This is a genomic window from Hylemonella gracilis (genome assembly GCF_004328645.1).
GTDB classification, from domain to species: Bacteria; Pseudomonadota; Gammaproteobacteria; order Burkholderiales; family Burkholderiaceae_C; genus Hylemonella; species Hylemonella gracilis_B.
In genome coordinates this window covers 3,003,293-3,019,922 of sequence record NZ_CP031395.1, presented here as the reverse complement: position 1 = coordinate 3,019,922, position 16,630 = coordinate 3,003,293, and the positions used below count along the sequence as shown (strand labels likewise).

At 66.8% G+C, this 16,630-nt stretch carries 16 protein-coding genes and 1 tRNA gene; 3 read left to right on the top strand and 14 right to left on the bottom strand.

Annotated elements, in window-relative coordinates; all coding sequences use genetic code 11:
• Positions 1–29: 29 nt before the first annotated feature.
• The 6 genes from DW355_RS14145 to DW355_RS14120 form a co-directional block, all read right to left on the bottom strand.
• Positions 30–773, bottom strand: a complete 744-nt coding sequence (locus DW355_RS14145) for a hypothetical protein (RefSeq protein ID WP_131280966.1) — start codon at positions 771–773, stop codon at positions 30–32.
• An 84-nt stretch (positions 774–857) separates the two neighbouring features.
• The gene (locus DW355_RS14140; protein WP_131280965.1) at positions 858–1,514 is read right to left on the bottom strand and encodes a hypothetical protein; all 657 of its coding nucleotides are present in this window, start codon (positions 1,512–1,514) and stop codon (positions 858–860) included.
• A 133-nt stretch (positions 1,515–1,647) separates the two neighbouring features.
• Positions 1,648–2,607, bottom strand: a complete 960-nt coding sequence (locus DW355_RS14135; protein ID WP_131280963.1) for a pseudouridine synthase — start codon at positions 2,605–2,607, stop codon at positions 1,648–1,650.
• Positions 2,608–2,634: 27 nt separating this feature from the next.
• Positions 2,635–3,378, bottom strand: coding sequence for a tRNA (guanosine(46)-N7)-methyltransferase TrmB (gene trmB, locus DW355_RS14130; RefSeq protein ID WP_131282747.1), 744 nt, complete (start codon positions 3,376–3,378; stop codon positions 2,635–2,637).
• A 127-nt stretch (positions 3,379–3,505) separates the two neighbouring features.
• On the bottom strand, positions 3,506–4,507 hold the full coding sequence (gene gluQRS / locus DW355_RS14125) for a tRNA glutamyl-Q(34) synthetase GluQRS (RefSeq protein ID WP_131280962.1): 1,002 nt from the start codon (positions 4,505–4,507) through the stop codon (positions 3,506–3,508).
• Between the two features lie 49 nt (positions 4,508–4,556).
• Positions 4,557–5,546, bottom strand: coding sequence for a LysR family transcriptional regulator (locus DW355_RS14120; RefSeq protein WP_131280961.1), 990 nt, complete (start codon positions 5,544–5,546; stop codon positions 4,557–4,559).
• A gap of 170 nt (positions 5,547–5,716) precedes the next feature.
• Between DW355_RS14120 and DW355_RS14115 the strand changes: the two genes are divergently transcribed.
• From DW355_RS14115 to DW355_RS14105, 3 genes are all read left to right on the top strand, one after another.
• Positions 5,717–6,421 carry a pirin family protein gene (locus DW355_RS14115; protein ID WP_131280959.1) on the top strand — a complete coding sequence of 235 codons (705 nt, stop codon included), beginning with the start codon at positions 5,717–5,719 and terminating at the stop codon, positions 6,419–6,421.
• 144 nt (positions 6,422–6,565) lie between these two features.
• On the top strand, positions 6,566–6,982 hold the full coding sequence (locus DW355_RS14110) for a DoxX family protein (RefSeq protein WP_131280957.1): 417 nt from the start codon (positions 6,566–6,568) through the stop codon (positions 6,980–6,982).
• A 115-nt stretch (positions 6,983–7,097) separates the two neighbouring features.
• Positions 7,098–8,021 (top strand): pirin family protein, encoded by a 924-nt coding sequence (locus tag DW355_RS14105; protein WP_131280956.1) that lies wholly within the window; start codon positions 7,098–7,100, stop codon positions 8,019–8,021.
• 58 nt (positions 8,022–8,079) lie between these two features.
• Here the strand turns inward: DW355_RS14105 and DW355_RS14100 are convergent, their stop codons facing one another.
• From DW355_RS14100 to DW355_RS14065, 8 genes are all read right to left on the bottom strand, one after another.
• Entirely contained in the window at positions 8,080–8,865 is a 786-nt protein-coding gene (locus tag DW355_RS14100; protein ID WP_131280954.1) for a sulfurtransferase, read from the bottom strand.
• Positions 8,866–8,964: 99 nt separating this feature from the next.
• Positions 8,965–9,040 (bottom strand) — tRNA-Lys (locus DW355_RS14095).
• A gap of 37 nt (positions 9,041–9,077) precedes the next feature.
• Positions 9,078–11,069, bottom strand: a complete 1,992-nt coding sequence (locus DW355_RS14090; RefSeq protein ID WP_131280953.1) for an ABC-F family ATP-binding cassette domain-containing protein — start codon at positions 11,067–11,069, stop codon at positions 9,078–9,080.
• Positions 11,070–11,131: 62 nt separating this feature from the next.
• A complete protein-coding gene (gene prmB / locus DW355_RS14085; protein WP_131280951.1) occupies positions 11,132–12,052 on the bottom strand; it encodes a 50S ribosomal protein L3 N(5)-glutamine methyltransferase in 921 nt (306 codons plus the stop codon).
• Positions 12,049–13,215 carry a succinyl-diaminopimelate desuccinylase gene (dapE, locus tag DW355_RS14080; RefSeq protein WP_131280949.1) on the bottom strand — a complete coding sequence of 389 codons (1,167 nt, stop codon included), beginning with the start codon at positions 13,213–13,215 and terminating at the stop codon, positions 12,049–12,051. The genes prmB and dapE overlap by 4 nt, the downstream gene beginning before the upstream one ends.
• Before the next feature lie 98 nt (positions 13,216–13,313).
• Entirely contained in the window at positions 13,314–14,138 is an 825-nt protein-coding gene (gene dapD, locus DW355_RS14075) for a 2,3,4,5-tetrahydropyridine-2,6-dicarboxylate N-succinyltransferase (RefSeq protein WP_131280948.1), read from the bottom strand.
• Positions 14,139–14,157: 19 nt separating this feature from the next.
• Positions 14,158–15,462 (bottom strand): succinyldiaminopimelate transaminase, encoded by a 1,305-nt coding sequence (dapC, locus tag DW355_RS14070; protein ID WP_131280946.1) that lies wholly within the window; start codon positions 15,460–15,462, stop codon positions 14,158–14,160.
• A gap of 52 nt (positions 15,463–15,514) precedes the next feature.
• Complete coding sequence (locus DW355_RS14065; protein ID WP_131282745.1) at positions 15,515–16,477, bottom strand: Bug family tripartite tricarboxylate transporter substrate binding protein; 963 nt, start codon at positions 16,475–16,477, stop codon at positions 15,515–15,517.
• Between the last annotated feature and the right edge of the window lie 153 nt (positions 16,478–16,630).

The following is a 16,630-nucleotide window of genomic DNA, read 5'->3' as shown; positions in this document are numbered from 1 at the left end:
CCTTTTTTCGCTTGTGCGCGCAATGCCGTTTACCAGCGCAACCCCAGCTTCATGCCCCAACTGACGGTGTCGCCGGTGATATCGGTTTCAAAGGCCAGATTGAGCAAGCCCAGCCCCATGTTGATGCCGGCATAGTATTTGTTGAGTTCTGGTGAGCTCTGGAGATGGTTGGCCGCTCTACGGCCATCGCTGTCTACCCAGACATAACCAACGCCCGCGTAGGGTGTCAGCATGGCGAACCCCTTGGAGACCGATACATCCAGACTTCTGGTGTTGATGTAAAGGTCGTCTGAGTTGACGGCGTAGGTGTAGCCGCCGCGCAGGCTGATGGTGGGCGTGGCAAAGTCACCGGACAGCAGGGCGTAGCGCGCTTCAAGGCCGCGAACATCGATGCCCAGGCCAGGCATGTTCGCGAAATAGGCGCCGACATCGACGTCAAAAGGCAGGCCCTTGTGGATGTCCAGGCGATAGGACTGCATCGCATCGTCGAGGTAAAGGTTCGCATTGGCTTTTTCCAGCGCGGCGGCCCCTTTGTAAGACGGCGAACTGCTGGTCAAGGAGACACCGATGTCAAACCCCGTCAGGCCCTGCGGTTCGGGCGGGGCAAGCGGCTTGTAGCTCATCGCCGCGCCGATGGCCTCGGAGGCGTATCGGAACTCTCTGTCGGTCAATGCGTCCAGGTTGCCCAGGCGGTCTGCCGCCGCCGTCGTGGCGGCCATGCCCAGCACCAGACCGAGTGTGGCGCAAGCCAGGAATGAGAAAGGTTTTTTCATGGTCATCTTGGTAGGGGTGCGTACGTCTGAATTATCACCGAGCCCCCGGGGCCATCGGGTCGTGCCGCTGTCGCCAGCTTCTCATCACCAACGCAGGGCCGCTTTCAGTCCGTAGCTGGTCACATCGCCGGTCTTGTCCACCTCGATGTCCACCGCGAACAGGCCCAGACCGATGTTGAGGCCTGCATAGGTCTTGGTCATGCTGGTGTCGTCCAACTTGCTGTCCACCCAGACCTTGCCAACGCCGACGTAGGGCGTGAGAAAGGCGAAGCCCTTGGAGATCCCGATGTCCAGGCTCTTGGTGTTCAGATCAAGGGTGTCGTTGTCCAGCTTGGTATAGGCCCCGCGCACGCCAATGGCGGGCGTGACGGTGTCCCCATTCAGCAGGGCATAACGCAGTTCATAGCCCTTGAGCGAGTTGCTCTCGCCGTCCTGGTGGGCATTGCCGAAGAAGCCACCGATGTCGAAGCCGTAGGGCAGGCCCTTGTGCAGGTTCACCCGGGTCACGGAGACATCGTCACCGTCGCTGATCTGGCTGAAGCTGGAAGCCACGCCGATGTCGAAGCCGGTCACGCCCTGTGCCTCCGTCGGTTGCTGGGGTTTGTAGCTCAAGGCGGCGCCCAGGTCCGCGATGCCGTCGGCGTGCGCGGGTCCGGACAAGCCCGTCAGGGCCATGGCGAATCCCGCCAGCGCGGCGGCCAGATGGCGGGGGAGCGAGTGTATCGAGAAGAGTGAAGTCATGGCGTGTCCAGTGTCCGGAGGATTCCTGTGGGGCAAGGGTGTCATGAGGGTGACGCGGCGATGATAGCGCCGCGAGGTAAAGCCCCTGGTCGGTCTGCAAGCCGATGTGTCGCCCTGCGTCAGAGGGGGCACGTCAGGGCGATTCGGTCGTGTCCGGCCAGTCCAAGGCCCTCCGGCTCGTGAAAGCGCGGGGTTCGCCGGTCAGCGGGTCGGTGAAGGCCAGGCTGCGCGCCAGCAGGCGCAGGGGCTGATTCCAGTCTTCCTGTGCGTCGTCAGGGCCGTGCACGACTTCGGGGTAGAACAGATCCCCCGCGATCGGTCGGCCCAGGGCGTTCATGTGCACGCGCAACTGGTGGGTCTTGCCGCTGCGCGGACGCAGGCGGTACAGCGCATGCGGCATGCGCGCCTCGACCAGTTCAAGCGCCGTTTCGCTGTTGGGCTCGCCCTCGGCTTCGCACTGGCGAAAGAAGTGCTTGGGATCGACCTCGATGCGGCTTCGGTGGAGGGCGGGCAAGGGCCGGTCCGGGCCTTGGGCGGCGAGGGGCGCGATGGCTTCGTATATTTTGTCCACCGCCTGTGTGCGAAACAGCGCCTGGTAGGCGCCGCGCTCGTGCGCTTGCACGCTGAAGAGCACCAGGCCGGCGGTCTCCCGGTCAATGCGGTGGACGGGGCTGAGCGTCTCGATGCCTGTTTCGGATTTCAGCCGCACCAGCAGGCTGTTGCGCACATAGCGACCGCTCGGCGTGACGGGCATGAAATGCGGTTTGTCCGCCACGAGCAGGTGCGCGTCCTGGTACAGGATGTTGGCTCCGAAGGGCAGCGCGGCTTCGGTCTCCAGCTCGCGGTAGTAATAGACGCGCGCGCCGGGGGCGAAAGCGCTCATGGGCACTTCAGGCCACAGGGCCTGACCCTGTTCGTCCAGCACGCGCCCTGCCGCCATGCGCTGCCGCCATTGGGCGGCGCTCACTGCGGGCAGGCGTTGCGCCAGGAAATCCAGCAGCAGCGGGCAGGCCTCGCCGCCGGGCAGGGCCACGCAGCTCGCGCTCACGCCCGCGATCATGGGTGGGCGCTGGCGGTGCGCAGGGCGCGTCATGACTGGACGTTGGCGAAGCGGCTCGGCTCAGACGCGCTCAAACACCAGGTCCCAGACGCCGTGGCCCAGGCGCAGGCCGCGTCGTTCGAACTTGGTCTCGGGCCGGTAGGCCGGGCGGGGTGCGTAGCCCGTCGCGGTGTTGCGCAGCGCGGGCTCGGCGCTCAGCACGGCGAGCATCTGCTCGGCATAGGGCTGCCAGTCGGTCGCGCAGTGGAGGTAACCGCCCGGCTCGCCCTGGGTGCCCGGCGGGCGCAGGTAGCTGGCGAGCTTGCGCACGAAGTCCGGCTGGATCAGGCGCCGCTTGTGGTGGCGTTTCTTGTGCCAGGGGTCGGGGAAGAAAATGTGCACGCCCGCGAGCGAACCGGGCCGCAGCATCTGGCCCAGCACCTCCACCGCGTCGTGCTGCACGATGCGCAAGTTGGTCAGGCCGCGCTCGCCGATGTGCTTGAGCAGGGCACCCACGCCCGGCTCGTGCACCTCGCAACCGATGAAGTTCTTGTTCGGCATCAGCGCGGCGATGTGCGCCGTGGCGTCGCCCATGCCGAAGCCGATTTCCAGGATCGTGGGCGCCGGATGCCCGGGATCGCGCTGGAAGGTGGCGTCCAGATCCAGCGGCGTTGACTGGAAGGGCAGCAAGTACAGCGGCCCCCATTCCAGCAGGGCCTTGGCCTGGCCCGTGGTCGTGCGGCCCGCGCGCGTCACGTAGCTCTTGATGGCCTTGGGGTAGGCAACGCCTGGTGGCGCCGCGGAGGGGGTGTTCAGGGGAGGCATGGCGGGCGTATCGTTCACGGGGCCGAATTGTAAGAAGGCCGGGAGGGCGGCAGGTGGCCCGTGCTTGGACTGGCCAAGCCTTGCACCATGGTGTCGGTGGTCGCGCCGTGCATCGGCATCCTCACCCTCATCGACGGGCCCATCGCGCCCGCCATTCAGCCACCCAGGCCGCCTGCGCGCTGGCGACGTCGCCGCGGGTCTGGGCGTGGGTGTCGGCGGCCAAGCCGAGTGCCGCCGCCGCCGCCTTGAGCGCGGCCAGCACCGCGTCGGGGCTGCCCAGATCCAATGCCTGGGCGCCGTTCTGCTTGCTCAGCTTTTCCCCGTTCGGTCCGAGCACCAAGGGGGTGTGCAGGTAGGCGGGCGTTGGGTAACCCAGGGCGTGCAGCAGCAGGATCTGCCGCGGGGTGTTGTCGGCCAGATCCTCGCCGCGCACGATGTGGGTGACGCCCTGGGCCACGTCGTCGACGGTCACGGCGAGCTGGTAGGCCCAGTAGCCATCGGCGCGCTTGAGCACGAAGTCCCCGACCTCGGCCGCCACGTCTTGCGCCTGGGCCCCCAGACGCCGGTCCTGCCAGAGCAGCACGCCCGCAGGCACGCGCATGCGCCAGGCGCAGGGGCGGGCTGCGGGGACAAGGCGAGTGGCACTAGCGCGTGGGACGGCGACGTCGGTGTCATGGGCACGCAGGTGGCTCCCGTTCGCGTCACAGCCCTGGACCGGGGCCTTGCCCGGGCCGGGCCGGCAGGTGCCAGGGTAGACCAGCTCACCATGGCGATTCCGCGCGCGGCCGAGTTGTTCCAGCGTCTGTTCCACCTCGCGGCGCGAGCAGAGGCAGGGGTAGGCGCGGGCACGCTGCGCCAGCGCGTCCAGCACCCGCTGGTAGAGAGCGCCACGCGCCGATTGGTGGACGGGGGCTTCGTCAGGATGCAGACCGCAGAGCGCCAGTTGCTGCAGGATGAACTGGTCCGCGCCGGGCAGGCAGCGTGCCTGGTCCACATCCTCGATGCGGACCAGCCAGCGGCCACCGTGCGCCCGCGCGTCCAGCCAGCTGGCCAGCGCGGCCACCAGGGAGCCGGCGTGCAGGGGGCCAGTGGGTGAAGGCGCGAAACGGCCGATGTAATCCGCAGTCATGGGCGCGTCAGGGCGGCGTGCATGCAGGGGGCAGGGGCGCGACCCGCGCTCAGCGTTGCAATGGACCCAGCAGGGCGGCGCGGGTGGTCGGACTCTCCAATTGCTGCAGCCACCATTGCAGGGCGCGGCCCGCGCCCTGGCCCGGTGCCTGGCCGGGGGCGCTGTTGCCCCGCCAGACATAGCTGGTCCTCACCACGCGTCGCGACCGTTCGATTTGCTTGACGACCAGCCGGCCGGCCTCGATGTAGGGGCGGGCGTTGCATTCGGGCAGGAAACCGCCGCCCAGGCCACGCAATTGCGCGTCCAGTTTGGCCTGCATGGTGCCGACGGTGAGCACGTCCTGCCCGGCCAGCAGGCCCACGGTGAGACCCTGGCCCTGACTGGACGAGTCCGCGACGGCCACGGCGCGATGCTGCAGCAGCATGACATCGGTCAGGGGCTCGGGGGCGGTCGCCAGCGGGTGGTGGGGGGCCACGGCGTAGATGAACTCCACCTGCCCCAGCGGCTTGCTTTGCAGGCCCACGTTGCCGGTGCCGATGTCGCCAGCCTCCAGCACCACGCCGATGGCTAGGTCGGCCTGGCCGCTGGTCAGGGCTTCCAGCGTGCCCATCAGCGTTTCGTCTCGCAGCTTCAGGCGCGTGGGGGCGCCCAGGGTGAAAAAGCTTTCGCACAGCTCCATGAGGGTGGGGCGGTGGATGATGCCGTCGACGGCGACGGTGAACTGCGACTCCCAGCCGGTGGCCACGCGCTGCACCCGGCGCGCGACGGCGTCGATCTCGCCCAGCAGGCGCTGGCCCTCGCGCAGCAACTCGGCGCCCGCCGCGGTCAGCCGGGCCTGACGGGAACTGCGGTCATAGAGCAGCACGTCCAGGGCGTCTTCGATCTGGCGCACGCGGTAGGTCAGGGCGCTGGGCACCAGACCCAGGGCGCGCGCCGCCGCCGCGAAGCTGCCCGCGGCTTCGATGGCCTGGAGCATGGCCAGCGCGTCCGGGGTCAGGACGTCGCGAGCGGAATGGGGGGCAGGGGACGGCGCTTGCATGGGCGGGATTCGGCGGTTGATTTGCACGAAGTGCCGATCTTATTTCATTTATTTTGAATTCAATCCTCAAAGCAACTCGGCTTCAAGGTCCCCGGGATTTTCTACAGTCACTCCATCGGCCAGCCCTCCTTGACATCCGGGCAGGCCCTATTCAGAGAAAGGAGCATCTCATGCTGACCATTCGCAAATCCCAGGACCGCGGTTACGCCGACCACGGCTGGCTCAAGTCTTTCCACAGCTTTTCTTTCGCGGGCTATTACGACCCCGAATTCATGGGTTGGGGCAATCTGCGTGTCATCAATGAAGACCGCATTGCCCCCGGCACCGGTTTCGGCACCCACGGCCATCGGGACATGGAGATCATCAGCTACGTGCTCGAGGGCAACCTGGCGCACAAGGACAGCATGGGCAACGTCAAGGGCATCCCGCCCGGCGACGTGCAGCGCATGAGCGCGGGCAGCGGCGTGATGCACAGCGAGTTCAACCACGCAGCGGGCCAGCAGACGCATTTCCTGCAGATCTGGATCGAGCCGAACGTGCGCGGCATCGCGCCCAGTTACGAGCAGAAGACCTTCGTGTCCGACGACAAGCGTGGCCGACTGCGCCTGGTGGCCTCGCCCACGGGCGAGGACGGATCGGTCACCGTCCACGCTGACGCGCGTCTGTATGCGGGCCTGTTCAACGGTGACGAAGCAGCGACGCTCAAGCTCGACGCCCAGCGCAAGGCTTACCTGCACCTTGTCCAAGGCGAACTGGAAGTCAATGGCCAGAAACTGACGGGCGGTGACGCGGCGATGATCGTGGCCGAAGGCGAGCTGAAAATCGCCAAGGGCAAGGACGCCGAGGTGCTGGTCTTCACCGATCTGACTCACTGAAACAGGGCGCCTGGCCGGCCTGGGCCGGCCAGGCTTCAAAATCCCGCTACCATGCGTTCCGGTGTCCGGGCAGACCAGCGGACATCGGGGCACGAACGTCAGAACCACTGGCCTGAACCCCAACAAACCATCGAGGAAAACATCATGTTCAATCAACTCCAGGCGCCGATCACCCTGATTGGCCGCATTCTGCTCGCGCTGCTGTTCGTGCCGGCCGGCATCAACAAGATCAGCAGTTTCTCGGGCGTGGCGGGTTATGTGTCTTCCACCATGCACCTGCCCCAGTTCATGGGTTACGCGGGTGCCGCCGTGGCCATCTTCGTCGAGGTGGTGCTCGGCCTGGCGCTGCTGGTGGGCTTCAAGACACGCTGGAGTGCCTTCATCCTGGCGATCTTCACCGTGGTGGCGGGCTTCTTCTTCCACAACTTCTGGAACATGCTGGTGGATCCGGGCAATATGCAGCAGATTCACTTCTTCAAGAACCTGGCCATCGCGGGCGGCCTGCTGGCATTCGCAGCCTTTGGTCCCGGCCGTCTGAGCTTCGACGGCAGCCGAGGCTGAGACCGGAACAGTGCTTGCGGAGAACGGCCGGGTCATCCGGCCGTTTTTTCTCGTGGCGGTGGGTGCGTGCCGAGCCTGGTTCTTGCGCATCGCCGCGCCTTCAGGAGTAAAGACCATGACTTCATCCGTGCTGGTTCTGTCGGGCCATGAAAAAGACCTCGGCGGCGGTTTCACCGTGTCGCGTGTGCTGCCCTCGGCGCAGCGCCAATCCGTGGGCCCCTTCCTCTTCTTCGACCACATGGGGCCGGTCACGGAAACCCCGGGACGCGAGCACGACGTGCGTCCCCATCCACACATCGGCCTGGCGACGGTGACCTACCTGTTCGAAGGCGCGCAGATGCACCGCGACAGCGTGGGCTCGCTGCAGCGCATCGAGCCGGGCGCCGTCAACTGGATGACGGCCGGGCGCGGCATCGTGCATTCCGAGCGCAAGCCAGATGATCTGGTCGACGCCAGCTACGGCGTGCATGGCCTGCAGCTCTGGGCGGCCCTGCCGCGTGCCCAGGAGGAGGTGGCGCCCAGTTTCGCGCACACACCCGCGAACGCCATTCCGGAGATCACGGCGGACGGGCATTCCGTGCGCGTGCTGATCGGCGAGGCCTTTGGCGTGAAGTCACCCGTGCAGGTCTACATGCCCACGCTCTACCTGGACGTGAAGCTGCCCGAGGGTGGCATCTTTGAATTGCCTCCGCTCTACGAAGAGCGTGCCGTCTACGCCGTGGACCAGCCCCTGCTGCTGGATTGCCCGGACGGCGCCCAGGTCGAGGTTGGCCAGCGTCAGATGGCTGTGCTACCGAACCAGGACGTGGACGCCGGTGGTGGCTCGGTGCGCATCAAGGCCGGCGAGCGACCCTCGCGTTTTGTCGTCATCGGCGGCGCACCGCTGGACGGCCACCGCCACATGTACTGGAACTTCGTCTCCACGCGCAAGGAACGCATCGTGCAGGCCTGCGCTGATTGGGAGGCGCAGCGCATGGGCCAGGTGCCGGGTGAGACGGAGTTCATCCCACTTCCCCTGCGCAAGTTCAACCCCGCCTGATCGGGGCTGAGGGCGCGGTTCGCTGGCTCAAGGCGCAGGCCGCCTGAACCAGGGGCGTTCAGTCCGTGCTGACGTCCCGGTCGATCGACGGATGCGCCGCGCCCGGCGGCAGCGGCGCCAAGTCCGGACTGAGGGAAATGCGCTCGTCAAAGACGAAGCAGTTGCCTTGGTAGTGCGCGCCGCCCGCTTCCTCGAAGTATTTGAGGATGCCGCCTTCGATCTGGTAGACGTGGCTCAGGCCGGCCTCCTGCATGTAGATGGCGGCTTTCTCGCAGCGGATGCCACCCGTGCAGTAGCTGATGACCGTCTTGCCCGCCAGCTCGGCCTTGTGCGCCTGGACGGCGGCGGGGAATTCAGAGAATTTGCGGATGCGCCAATCGATCGCGCCCTCGAAGGCGCCGTGCTGGACCTCGAAGGCATTGCGCGTGTCCAGCGTCACCACGGGACGACCTTCGTCGTCGTGCCCCTGGTCCAGCCAGCGTTTCACCGTCAGTGGTGCCAGGGCCGGGGCGCGGCCTTGGGCGGGACGGATGGTCGGGTGGTTCATGCGGATGATCTCGCGCTTGTGCTTGACCACCAGCTTGCGAAAGGGCTGGTGCTTTGACCAGCTTTCCTTGGGTGCCAGATCGGCCAGGCGCGCGTCCGCGTGCAAGGCCGCCATGAAGTCGCGCACGGCGCCCGGCACGCCCGCCACGAAGAGGTTGATGCCTTCCTCGGCCAGCAGCACCGTGCCCTTGAGGCCCAGGGCTTCGGCCCGGGCCTTCAGGCGCTCGCGCAGCTCGGCGGCGTCCGGCAGGGGCACGAACTTGTAGACGGAGATGTTGAGGATGTCGGCTTGGTTCATCGCCTGATTCATCATCGTGATCCTGCAGATGCAGTCAGCTTTCGGCTGGACAAAGGAAAAAGCCGGGCAGATGGTGCATCTGCCCGGCTTTTCTTTTTTTGGTGGGCCCTGAGTGACTCGAACACTCGACCTACGGATTAAGAGTCCGCTGCTCTACCAACTGAGCTAAGAGCCCGAAAGACTGCGATTATGCCACGAAATTCGGGCCTTGTTCAAGTGGTCGCTTCCAATGCGTTGCCCAATTCGAGCCAGCGTGCTTCCACGCCGTCGAGTTCCGTCTGCAGCGCCGCCATGCGTGCGCTCAGCCGCTGGATTTCGTCCAGGGCCGGGTTCGCGTTCAGGCGCGCCTCGATGCCTTGCTTCTCCTCGCTCAGCGCGGCCATGCGTGTCTCGCATTGTTCCAGCTCCTTGCGCATCTGGCGCGTGCGGTTGTTTTCACGCGCGGCGGGCTTGGTGGTCGCGCTGGCGCTGGTCGCAGCCGGGGGGGGCGGGGTGGAGGCCGGGCTGGCCGGCGAGGGCGTCGTGCTGCTGGCCATGGACGGGCTCAGGATGCCGGCCTTGATCGCCTCGCGCTGTCGCTTGGCTTCGTCCAGCAGGTAGCGCTGGTAGTCGTCCAGGTCGCCATCGAAGGGCAGCACGCCACCGCGGGTCACCAGCCAGAACTCGTCGCACACGGCGCGCAGCAGGGCACGGTCGTGGCTGACCAGCATGAGCGCGCCCTCGAACTCGTTGAGCGCGACGGACAGGGCCTCGCGTGTGGCCAGGTCCAGGTGGTTGGTCGGCTCATCCAGCAACAGCAGGTTGGGCCGCTGCCAGACCAGCAAGGCCAGCACCAGCCGTGCCTTTTCGCCGCCGCTCATGCTGCCCACGGCCTGCTTGACCTGATCGCCCGTGAAGTTGAAGCTGCCCAGGTAGCTGCGCAGATCCTGTTCGCGCGTGCTCTGGCCGCTCAGGCGGCCTGCCTGCGTCGTATCGCGGGCGAGGCGAATCATGTGTTCCAGCGGCGTGTCCTGGGGGCGCAGCACGTCCAGCTCCTGCTGCGCGAAGTAGCCGATGGCCAGACCCTTGCCCTGGACGATTTCGCCGGCGATCGGTTTCAGATCGCCGGCGATGGTTTTGACCAGCGTGGACTTGCCCTGGCCGTTCGCGCCCAGGATGCCGATGCGCTGCCCCGCCAGCACGGATTTGCCGATGTTCTGCACGATGGTGAGGGGCGCGTCACCCTCGGCCTGACCCGGGTAGCCGCAATCCACGCCTTGCAGCGTCAGCATGGGGTTGGGCAGGTTGGCCGGTTCCTTGAACTCGAAGGTGAAATCGGCCTCGGCCAGAACGGGGCCGATTTTTTCCATGCGCTCCAGCGCCTTCACGCGGCTTTGCGCCTGCTTGGCCTTGCTGGCCTGGGCCTTGAAGCGGGCGATGAATTTTTGCAGGTGGGCGATCTTGTCCTGTTGCTTGGAGTAACTGGCCTGTTGCAGCGCCAATTGCTCGGCGCGCATGTCCTCGAAGCGGCTGTAGTTGCCACCGTAGCGTTTGAGCTGCGCGCTCTCGATGTGCAGCGTCACGTTCGTGATGGCGTCGAGAAACTCGCGGTCATGGCTGATGACAAGCAGCGTGCCTGCGTAGCGTTGCAGCCAGGCCTCGAGCCAGACCAGGGCGTCCAGGTCCAAGTGGTTGGTCGGCTCGTCGAGCAGCAGCAGATCGCTGGGGGCCATCAGCGCACGGGCGAGCTGCAGACGCATGCGCCAGCCGCCGGAGAAGCTGTTGACGGGCCGATCCAGTTCCGGGTTCTGGAACCCCAGGCCCAGGATGAGGGCCTGCGCGCGCGCTGGTGCATCGTGCGCCCCCACGTCTTGCAGCGCCATGTAGGCGTGCGCCATGCGTTCGCCGTCCTCGCTGGCTTCGGCCGCGGCGACTTCCGCGTTGGCGGCGGCCAGGGCTGTGTCGCCCGCGAGCACGAAGTCCGTGGCGCTTTCATCCGTCTCGGGCATGTCCTGCGCGACCTGCGCCATGCGCCACTGCGCGGGAATGCTGAAATCCCCGCCGTCCTCGTGAATGCTGCCATTGAGCAGGGCGAACAGGGTGGATTTGCCCGCGCCGTTGCGGCCCACCAGGCCGACTTTCTCGCCAGGGTTGATCGTGGCCGAGGCGCCGTCCAGGATGACTTTGGCGCCGCGGCGCAGGGTGATGTTCTTGAGGGTGATCATGAAGGCGGACGTTCGGGCTGAGCTTGTCGAAGTCCTTGGACGAAGCTCGGGACGGGCAGGGATTATCGGGCTGGAGCCTGGCTCAAGGCCTCGCGCGTGAGCAGCAGCACCTGGTCTTCGCCCGCGCTGGTGTCGAGCCAGACGGTGTGCGCGGCCAGGGCGGGGAAGGCGGCTTCGTAGTGGTCGCGCTCGTTGCCGATCTCGAGCACCAGCACGGCCTGCGCGCTCATGTGGGTAGGCGCATCGCGCAGCAAGAGGCGGATGAAGTCCATGCCGTCCGTGCCGCCGTTCAGGTTGCCGGAGAGGGCCAGCTCGGGCTCGGCGCGGTATTCAGCGGGCAGCGACGCCATGCTTTGCAGGTTGACGTAGGGCGGGTTGCAGAGGATAAGGTCGTAGGTGCCTGGCACCTGGGCCAGGCCATCGGACTTCAGCAGCCGCACGCGCTCCTGCAAGCCGTGTCGGCCGACGTTGATGTGCGCCACCTCCAGCGCATCGGCCGAAATGTCCGCGCCATCGACCTGCACCTCGGGCCAGGCCAGGGCCGCCAGCACGGCCAGGCTGCCGTTGCCGGTGCAGAGGTCGAGTACTTTGCGGGTGTCCTCGCCCAGCCAGGCATCCAGCGTGCCCTGCCCGTCGGCGTCGACGATCAACTCGGCGATGAAGCTGCGCGGCACGATGGCCCGCTCATCCACGAAGAAAGGAACGCCTTGCAGCCAGGCTTCACCCGTCAGGTAGGCCGCGGGCTTGCGCGTGCTGATGCGCTCGTCGATCAGCGCCAGCGCGTCGCGGGCCTCGGCGGTCGAGACCGCGCGCGCGCCTTCGGCGTCCAGGGCGCAGTCCAGTGGCAGGCCCAGCTTCCACAGCACCAGCCAGATGGCCTCGTCCTGCGCGTTGCTGGTGCCGTGGCCGAAGGCCAGTCTGCCCGCCTGCTGCGCCGAGGCGAGCCGCGCGGCGGCCTCGGCGATGAGTTCGGCCAGCGTCATTGCGCGGCCAGCTTTTCCATCGTGCGCCGATAGATGTTCTTCAGGGGTTCGATATCGGCCACGGGGATGTGTTCGTCGATCTTGTGGATGGTGGCGTTGGTGGGGCCCAGCTCGATCACCTGCGGGCAGACCTTGGCGATGAAACGACCGTCGCTGGTGCCGCCGGTGGTGGACAGTTCGGTCGTGAGGCCCGTCTCTTCGAGGATGGCCGCCTGCACCGCGACGACCAGGGTGCCCACGGGGGTGAGAAAGGGCAGGCCGCCCACTGTCCAGAGCAGTTCGTATTCCAGGCCGTACTTGTTGAGCACGCTGGTCAGACGCTGCTGCAGGCTTTCAGGCGTGGACTCGGTGCTGAAGCGGAAGTTGAAGTCCACCACCAGCGCGCCCGGAATGACGTTGCTGGCTCCGGTGCCACCGTGGACGTTGCTGACCTGCCAGCTTGTGGGCTGGAAGTGGTCGTTGCCCCGGTCCCACTCCATGGCCGCCAGTTCGGCCAGCGCGGGCGCGAACAGATGGATGGGATTGCGCGCGAGCTGCGGGTAGGCGATGTGGCCCTGCACGCCCTTGACCGTGAGCTTGCCGCCCATGGTGCCGCGCCGGCCGTTCTTGATCATGTCGCCGGTCTGCTTGACGGACGTCGGTTCGCCAACGATGCAGTAGTCCAGTCGCATACCACGCGCCTGGAGCGTCTCGCAGACCTTGACGGTGCCGTCCACCGAGGGGCCTTCCTCGTCGCTGGTCAGCAGCAGGGCGAGGTTCAGCGGGGCCTGCGGGTGGGCTGCGACGAATTCCTCCGCCGCGACCACGAAGGCCGCGATGGAGGTCTTCATGTCGGCCGCGCCGCGCCCGTAGAGCTTGCCGTCCCGGTGCGTGGGCGTGAACGGGTCCTGGCCCCACAGCGCCACGGGGCCGGTGGGCACCACGTCGGTGTGGCCCGCGAAGACCAGGGTGGGCAGGGCGGTGAGCGCGTCGGGCGCGGCGGGCGAGGGCCGCACCGACCAGAGGTTGGTAACGCGGAATTCCTCCGGCCCGAAGCCCAGCGTCTCGTTCTGGAAGCCCAGGGGCGCCAGGCGCTCGGCGATCAATTGCTGGCAGCCGCCATCCTCCGGCGTGACGGAGGGGCGGGCGATCAGTTGCTCGGCGAGCTGAAGCGTTGTGCTCATGTGTTTTCTATCGCGGGCGACCGCGGAACGGCAAGGGCTGAGCCGCGGGTCGCATCCCCTTCCTTGTCCAGGGAAAGGCGGCGAAGCCGGCTCAGGGCTCAATCTCTCAACAAGTCATTCAGGCTGGTCGTGGAGCGCGTCTTGGCGTCCACCTTCTTGACGATGATGGCCGCGTACAGGCTGTACTTGCCGTCGGCGCTGGGCAGGTTGCCCGCCACCACGACGGAACCGGCGGGCACGCGGCCCTGGTGGATCTGACCGGTCGCGCGATCGTAGATCTTGGTGCTCTGGCCGATGTACACGCCCATGCTGATGACGGAGTTCTCCTCGACGATCACGCCTTCGACGATCTCGCTGCGCGCGCCGATGAAGCAGTTGTCCTCGATGATGGTCGGGTTGGCCTGCAGGGGCTCCAGCACGCCGCCCAGACCCACGCCGCCGGACAGGTGCACGTTCTTGCCCACTTGGGCGCAACTGCCCACGGTGGCCCAGGTGTCCACCATCGTACCTTCGTCGACGTAGGCGCCGATGTTCACGTAGCTGGGCATCAGGATGGCGCCCTTGGCGATGTAGCTGCCGCGCCGCGCCACCGCCGGCGGCACCACGCGCACCCCGGTGGCGGCCATTTCCTGGGCCGAGAGGTCGGCGAACTTGGTGGGCACCTTGTCGTAGAAGCCCAGGTCACCGGCGCGCACGAGTTCATTGTCCTTGAGGCGGAAGGACAGCAGCACCGCCTTCTTCACCCACTGGTGCACCGTCCACTTGCCGACCGATTCGCGCGTGGCCACGCGCAGCGTGCCGTTGTTGAGTTGGGCGATGACCGAGTCCACCGCGTCGGCGATGTCCTGAGGGGCGGACTTGGGCGAGAGCTTGGCGCGGTCTTCCCAGGCGGCGTCGATGGTCTGTTGCAGTTGCTGGCTCATGGTGTCGGTGCTGTGCTTGTTACTTGTGGGATTGAACGAACTGGACGATGCGCCGCGCGGCTTCCTCGCATTCGGCCGTCTCGGCGACGAGGGCCATGCGGATGCGGCCCTGGCCGGGATTGAGCTTGTTGGCTTCGCGCGCCAGGTAGCTGCCGGGCAAAACCGTGACATTGTATTGAGCCAGCAGTTCCCGCGCGAAGGCTGCGTCATCCCCGCCGCAGACGCGGCGCACCCCGGCCCATAGATAAAAGCCCGCGTCGGGCAGGGCCACGTCCAGCACCTCGGCCAGGATGGGCGTGACCCGGGCGAACTTGGCGCGGTATTGCTCGCGGTTGGCGACCACGTGGGCCTCGTCGCCCCAGGCGGCGATGCTGGCTGCCTGCGTGGGCGGCGCCATGGCGCTGCCGTGGTAAGTGCGGTAGAGCAGGAAGGCCTTGAGCAGCGCCGCGTCGCCCATCGCGAAGCCACTGCGCAAGCCTGGCACATTGCTGCGCTTGGACAGGCTGGTGAAGGCCACCAGGCGCTCGAAGCTCCGACCCAGCCTGGTGGCGGCTTCCAGCCCGCCCAGCGGTGGTTCGTCGCGGAAATAGATCTCGCTGTAGCACTCGTCCGAGGCGATGATGAATCCGTACCGATCGCTCAGCGCGAACAGCTTGCGCCATTCGTCCAAAGGCATCACCGCGCCGGTGGGGTTGCCCGGCGAGCAGACATAGAGCAGTTGCGTGCGTTGCCACACGTCGTCGGGCACGCTGTCCCAGTCCACCGCGAAATTGCGCTTGGGGTCGCTGGGCGCGTAGTAGGGCGTGGCGCCCGCCAGCAGGGCTGCGCCCTCATAGATTTGGTAGAAGGGGTTGGGACACACGACATAAGGAGCCCCCACGCTCCCCACTGCGTGTGGTTCGCTGCCCCCCAACTCTTCCAAGAGGGCGCTGCTCGCCTTGGGGCGGCCCGGCGGCGAGCGGCCCGCATCCGCCGTCGGGTCGATCACCGTCTGCGCAAAGGCAAACAAGGCCTCGCGCGTGCCGTTGACCGGCAGCACCTGGGTGCTTGGGTCCAGCGTCAGCCCATAGCGCCGTTGCAACCAGCCGGTGAACGCCGCACGCAGCGCGGGCGTGCCGGCCGTGGGCGGATAGGCCGTGAAGTCACTCGCCGGATCGTGCAAGGCCGCCGCCAGCGTCTGCTTGATGAAGTCCGGCGTGGGGTGCTTGGGCTCACCGATCCCCAGGCTGATGGGCTGGTGAGCCGGGTTGGGCGTGACGCCTTCAAAGAGCTTGCGCAGCCGCTCGAAAGGGTAGGGCTGCAGCTTCTGGAGCAGGGGGTTCATGGGCCGCGATTATCGCGGCCCTGCGCCTGCTCCCCCCGGACCCCTGGAGGACTCACTGTTTGGGCAGGCCCAGCCGGGTGATCATGGCGCCCCATTGCTCGTAGGTCTGGCGGGTCAGGGTGTTGAACTCCTCGGGGCTGTCGCCGCCGGCCTCATAGCCGCCGTCGCGGTAGAACTTGACGATCTGTGGCGAAGCCAGCACCTGGACCAGCGCCCGGTTGAGCGTCTGCACCACGGATGGCGGCATGTTCGCCGGGCCATAAAAGCCGAGCCAGCTCGGCAGGTCCAGGCCGCTGTAGCCCTGTTCGGCCAGGGTGGGCACGTCGGGCAGGGCGCTGATGCGCCGCGTGGCGGCGATGGCCAGGATCTTCACCCGACCGGTCTGGCTCGCGATGATGGCCGAGGGCGCGGAGTCAAACATGTATTGGACCCGGCCGCCGATCAGGTCCTTGGCTGCGTCCGAGCCACCTTTGTAGGGAATGTGGACGGCGTCGATCTGTGCTTTCTGGACAAAGGCCTCGCCGTAGACATGCGAGGACGTACCGGTGCCGAAGGAAGCGTAGCTGGTCTGGCCCGGGTGCGCCTTGATGTAGTCCACCAGTTCGCGCACGTTGCCGGCGGGTACCGAGGTGCTCATGGACAGCACCAGCGGGCCCCGCCCCGCGACGGTGATGGGGGTGAAGTCCTTGAAGGGGTCGTAGGGCACTTTGGTGAAAGTGTGCGGGTTCTGCGCCATGGTGGACGAGGGTGCGTACATCAGGGTGTAGCCGTCCGGCGCGGCGCGCGCCACCTCGCTGGCCGAGAGCATGGTGCTGGCGCCGGGGCGGTTGTCGACGATCACGCTGGTCTCCAGCAGCTCGCCCAGCTTCTGGGCCACGGCGCGCGCCTGCGCGTCGGTGCCGCCGCCCGCGGTGAAGCCCACCACGATGCGGATCGGACGGTTCTTCTGAGGGAAATCCTGCGCCCAGGCTGGCTGGGCCCCGGACAGCAGCAAGGCGGTAGCCAGCAGCGCCATGGTCAGTGCGTGGCGGCGGCTGCGCGACCGGGGCGTGGTCCAGCGGGAAGCCGAGGGTGAGGGCGGTTGTGTGGGCATGTTGTCTCCTGTCGTTGTGTTTGTATATTGGACTTTAAGTCCAAAAAAGTTTAGTTTCTTCATTTTTATTCGGTG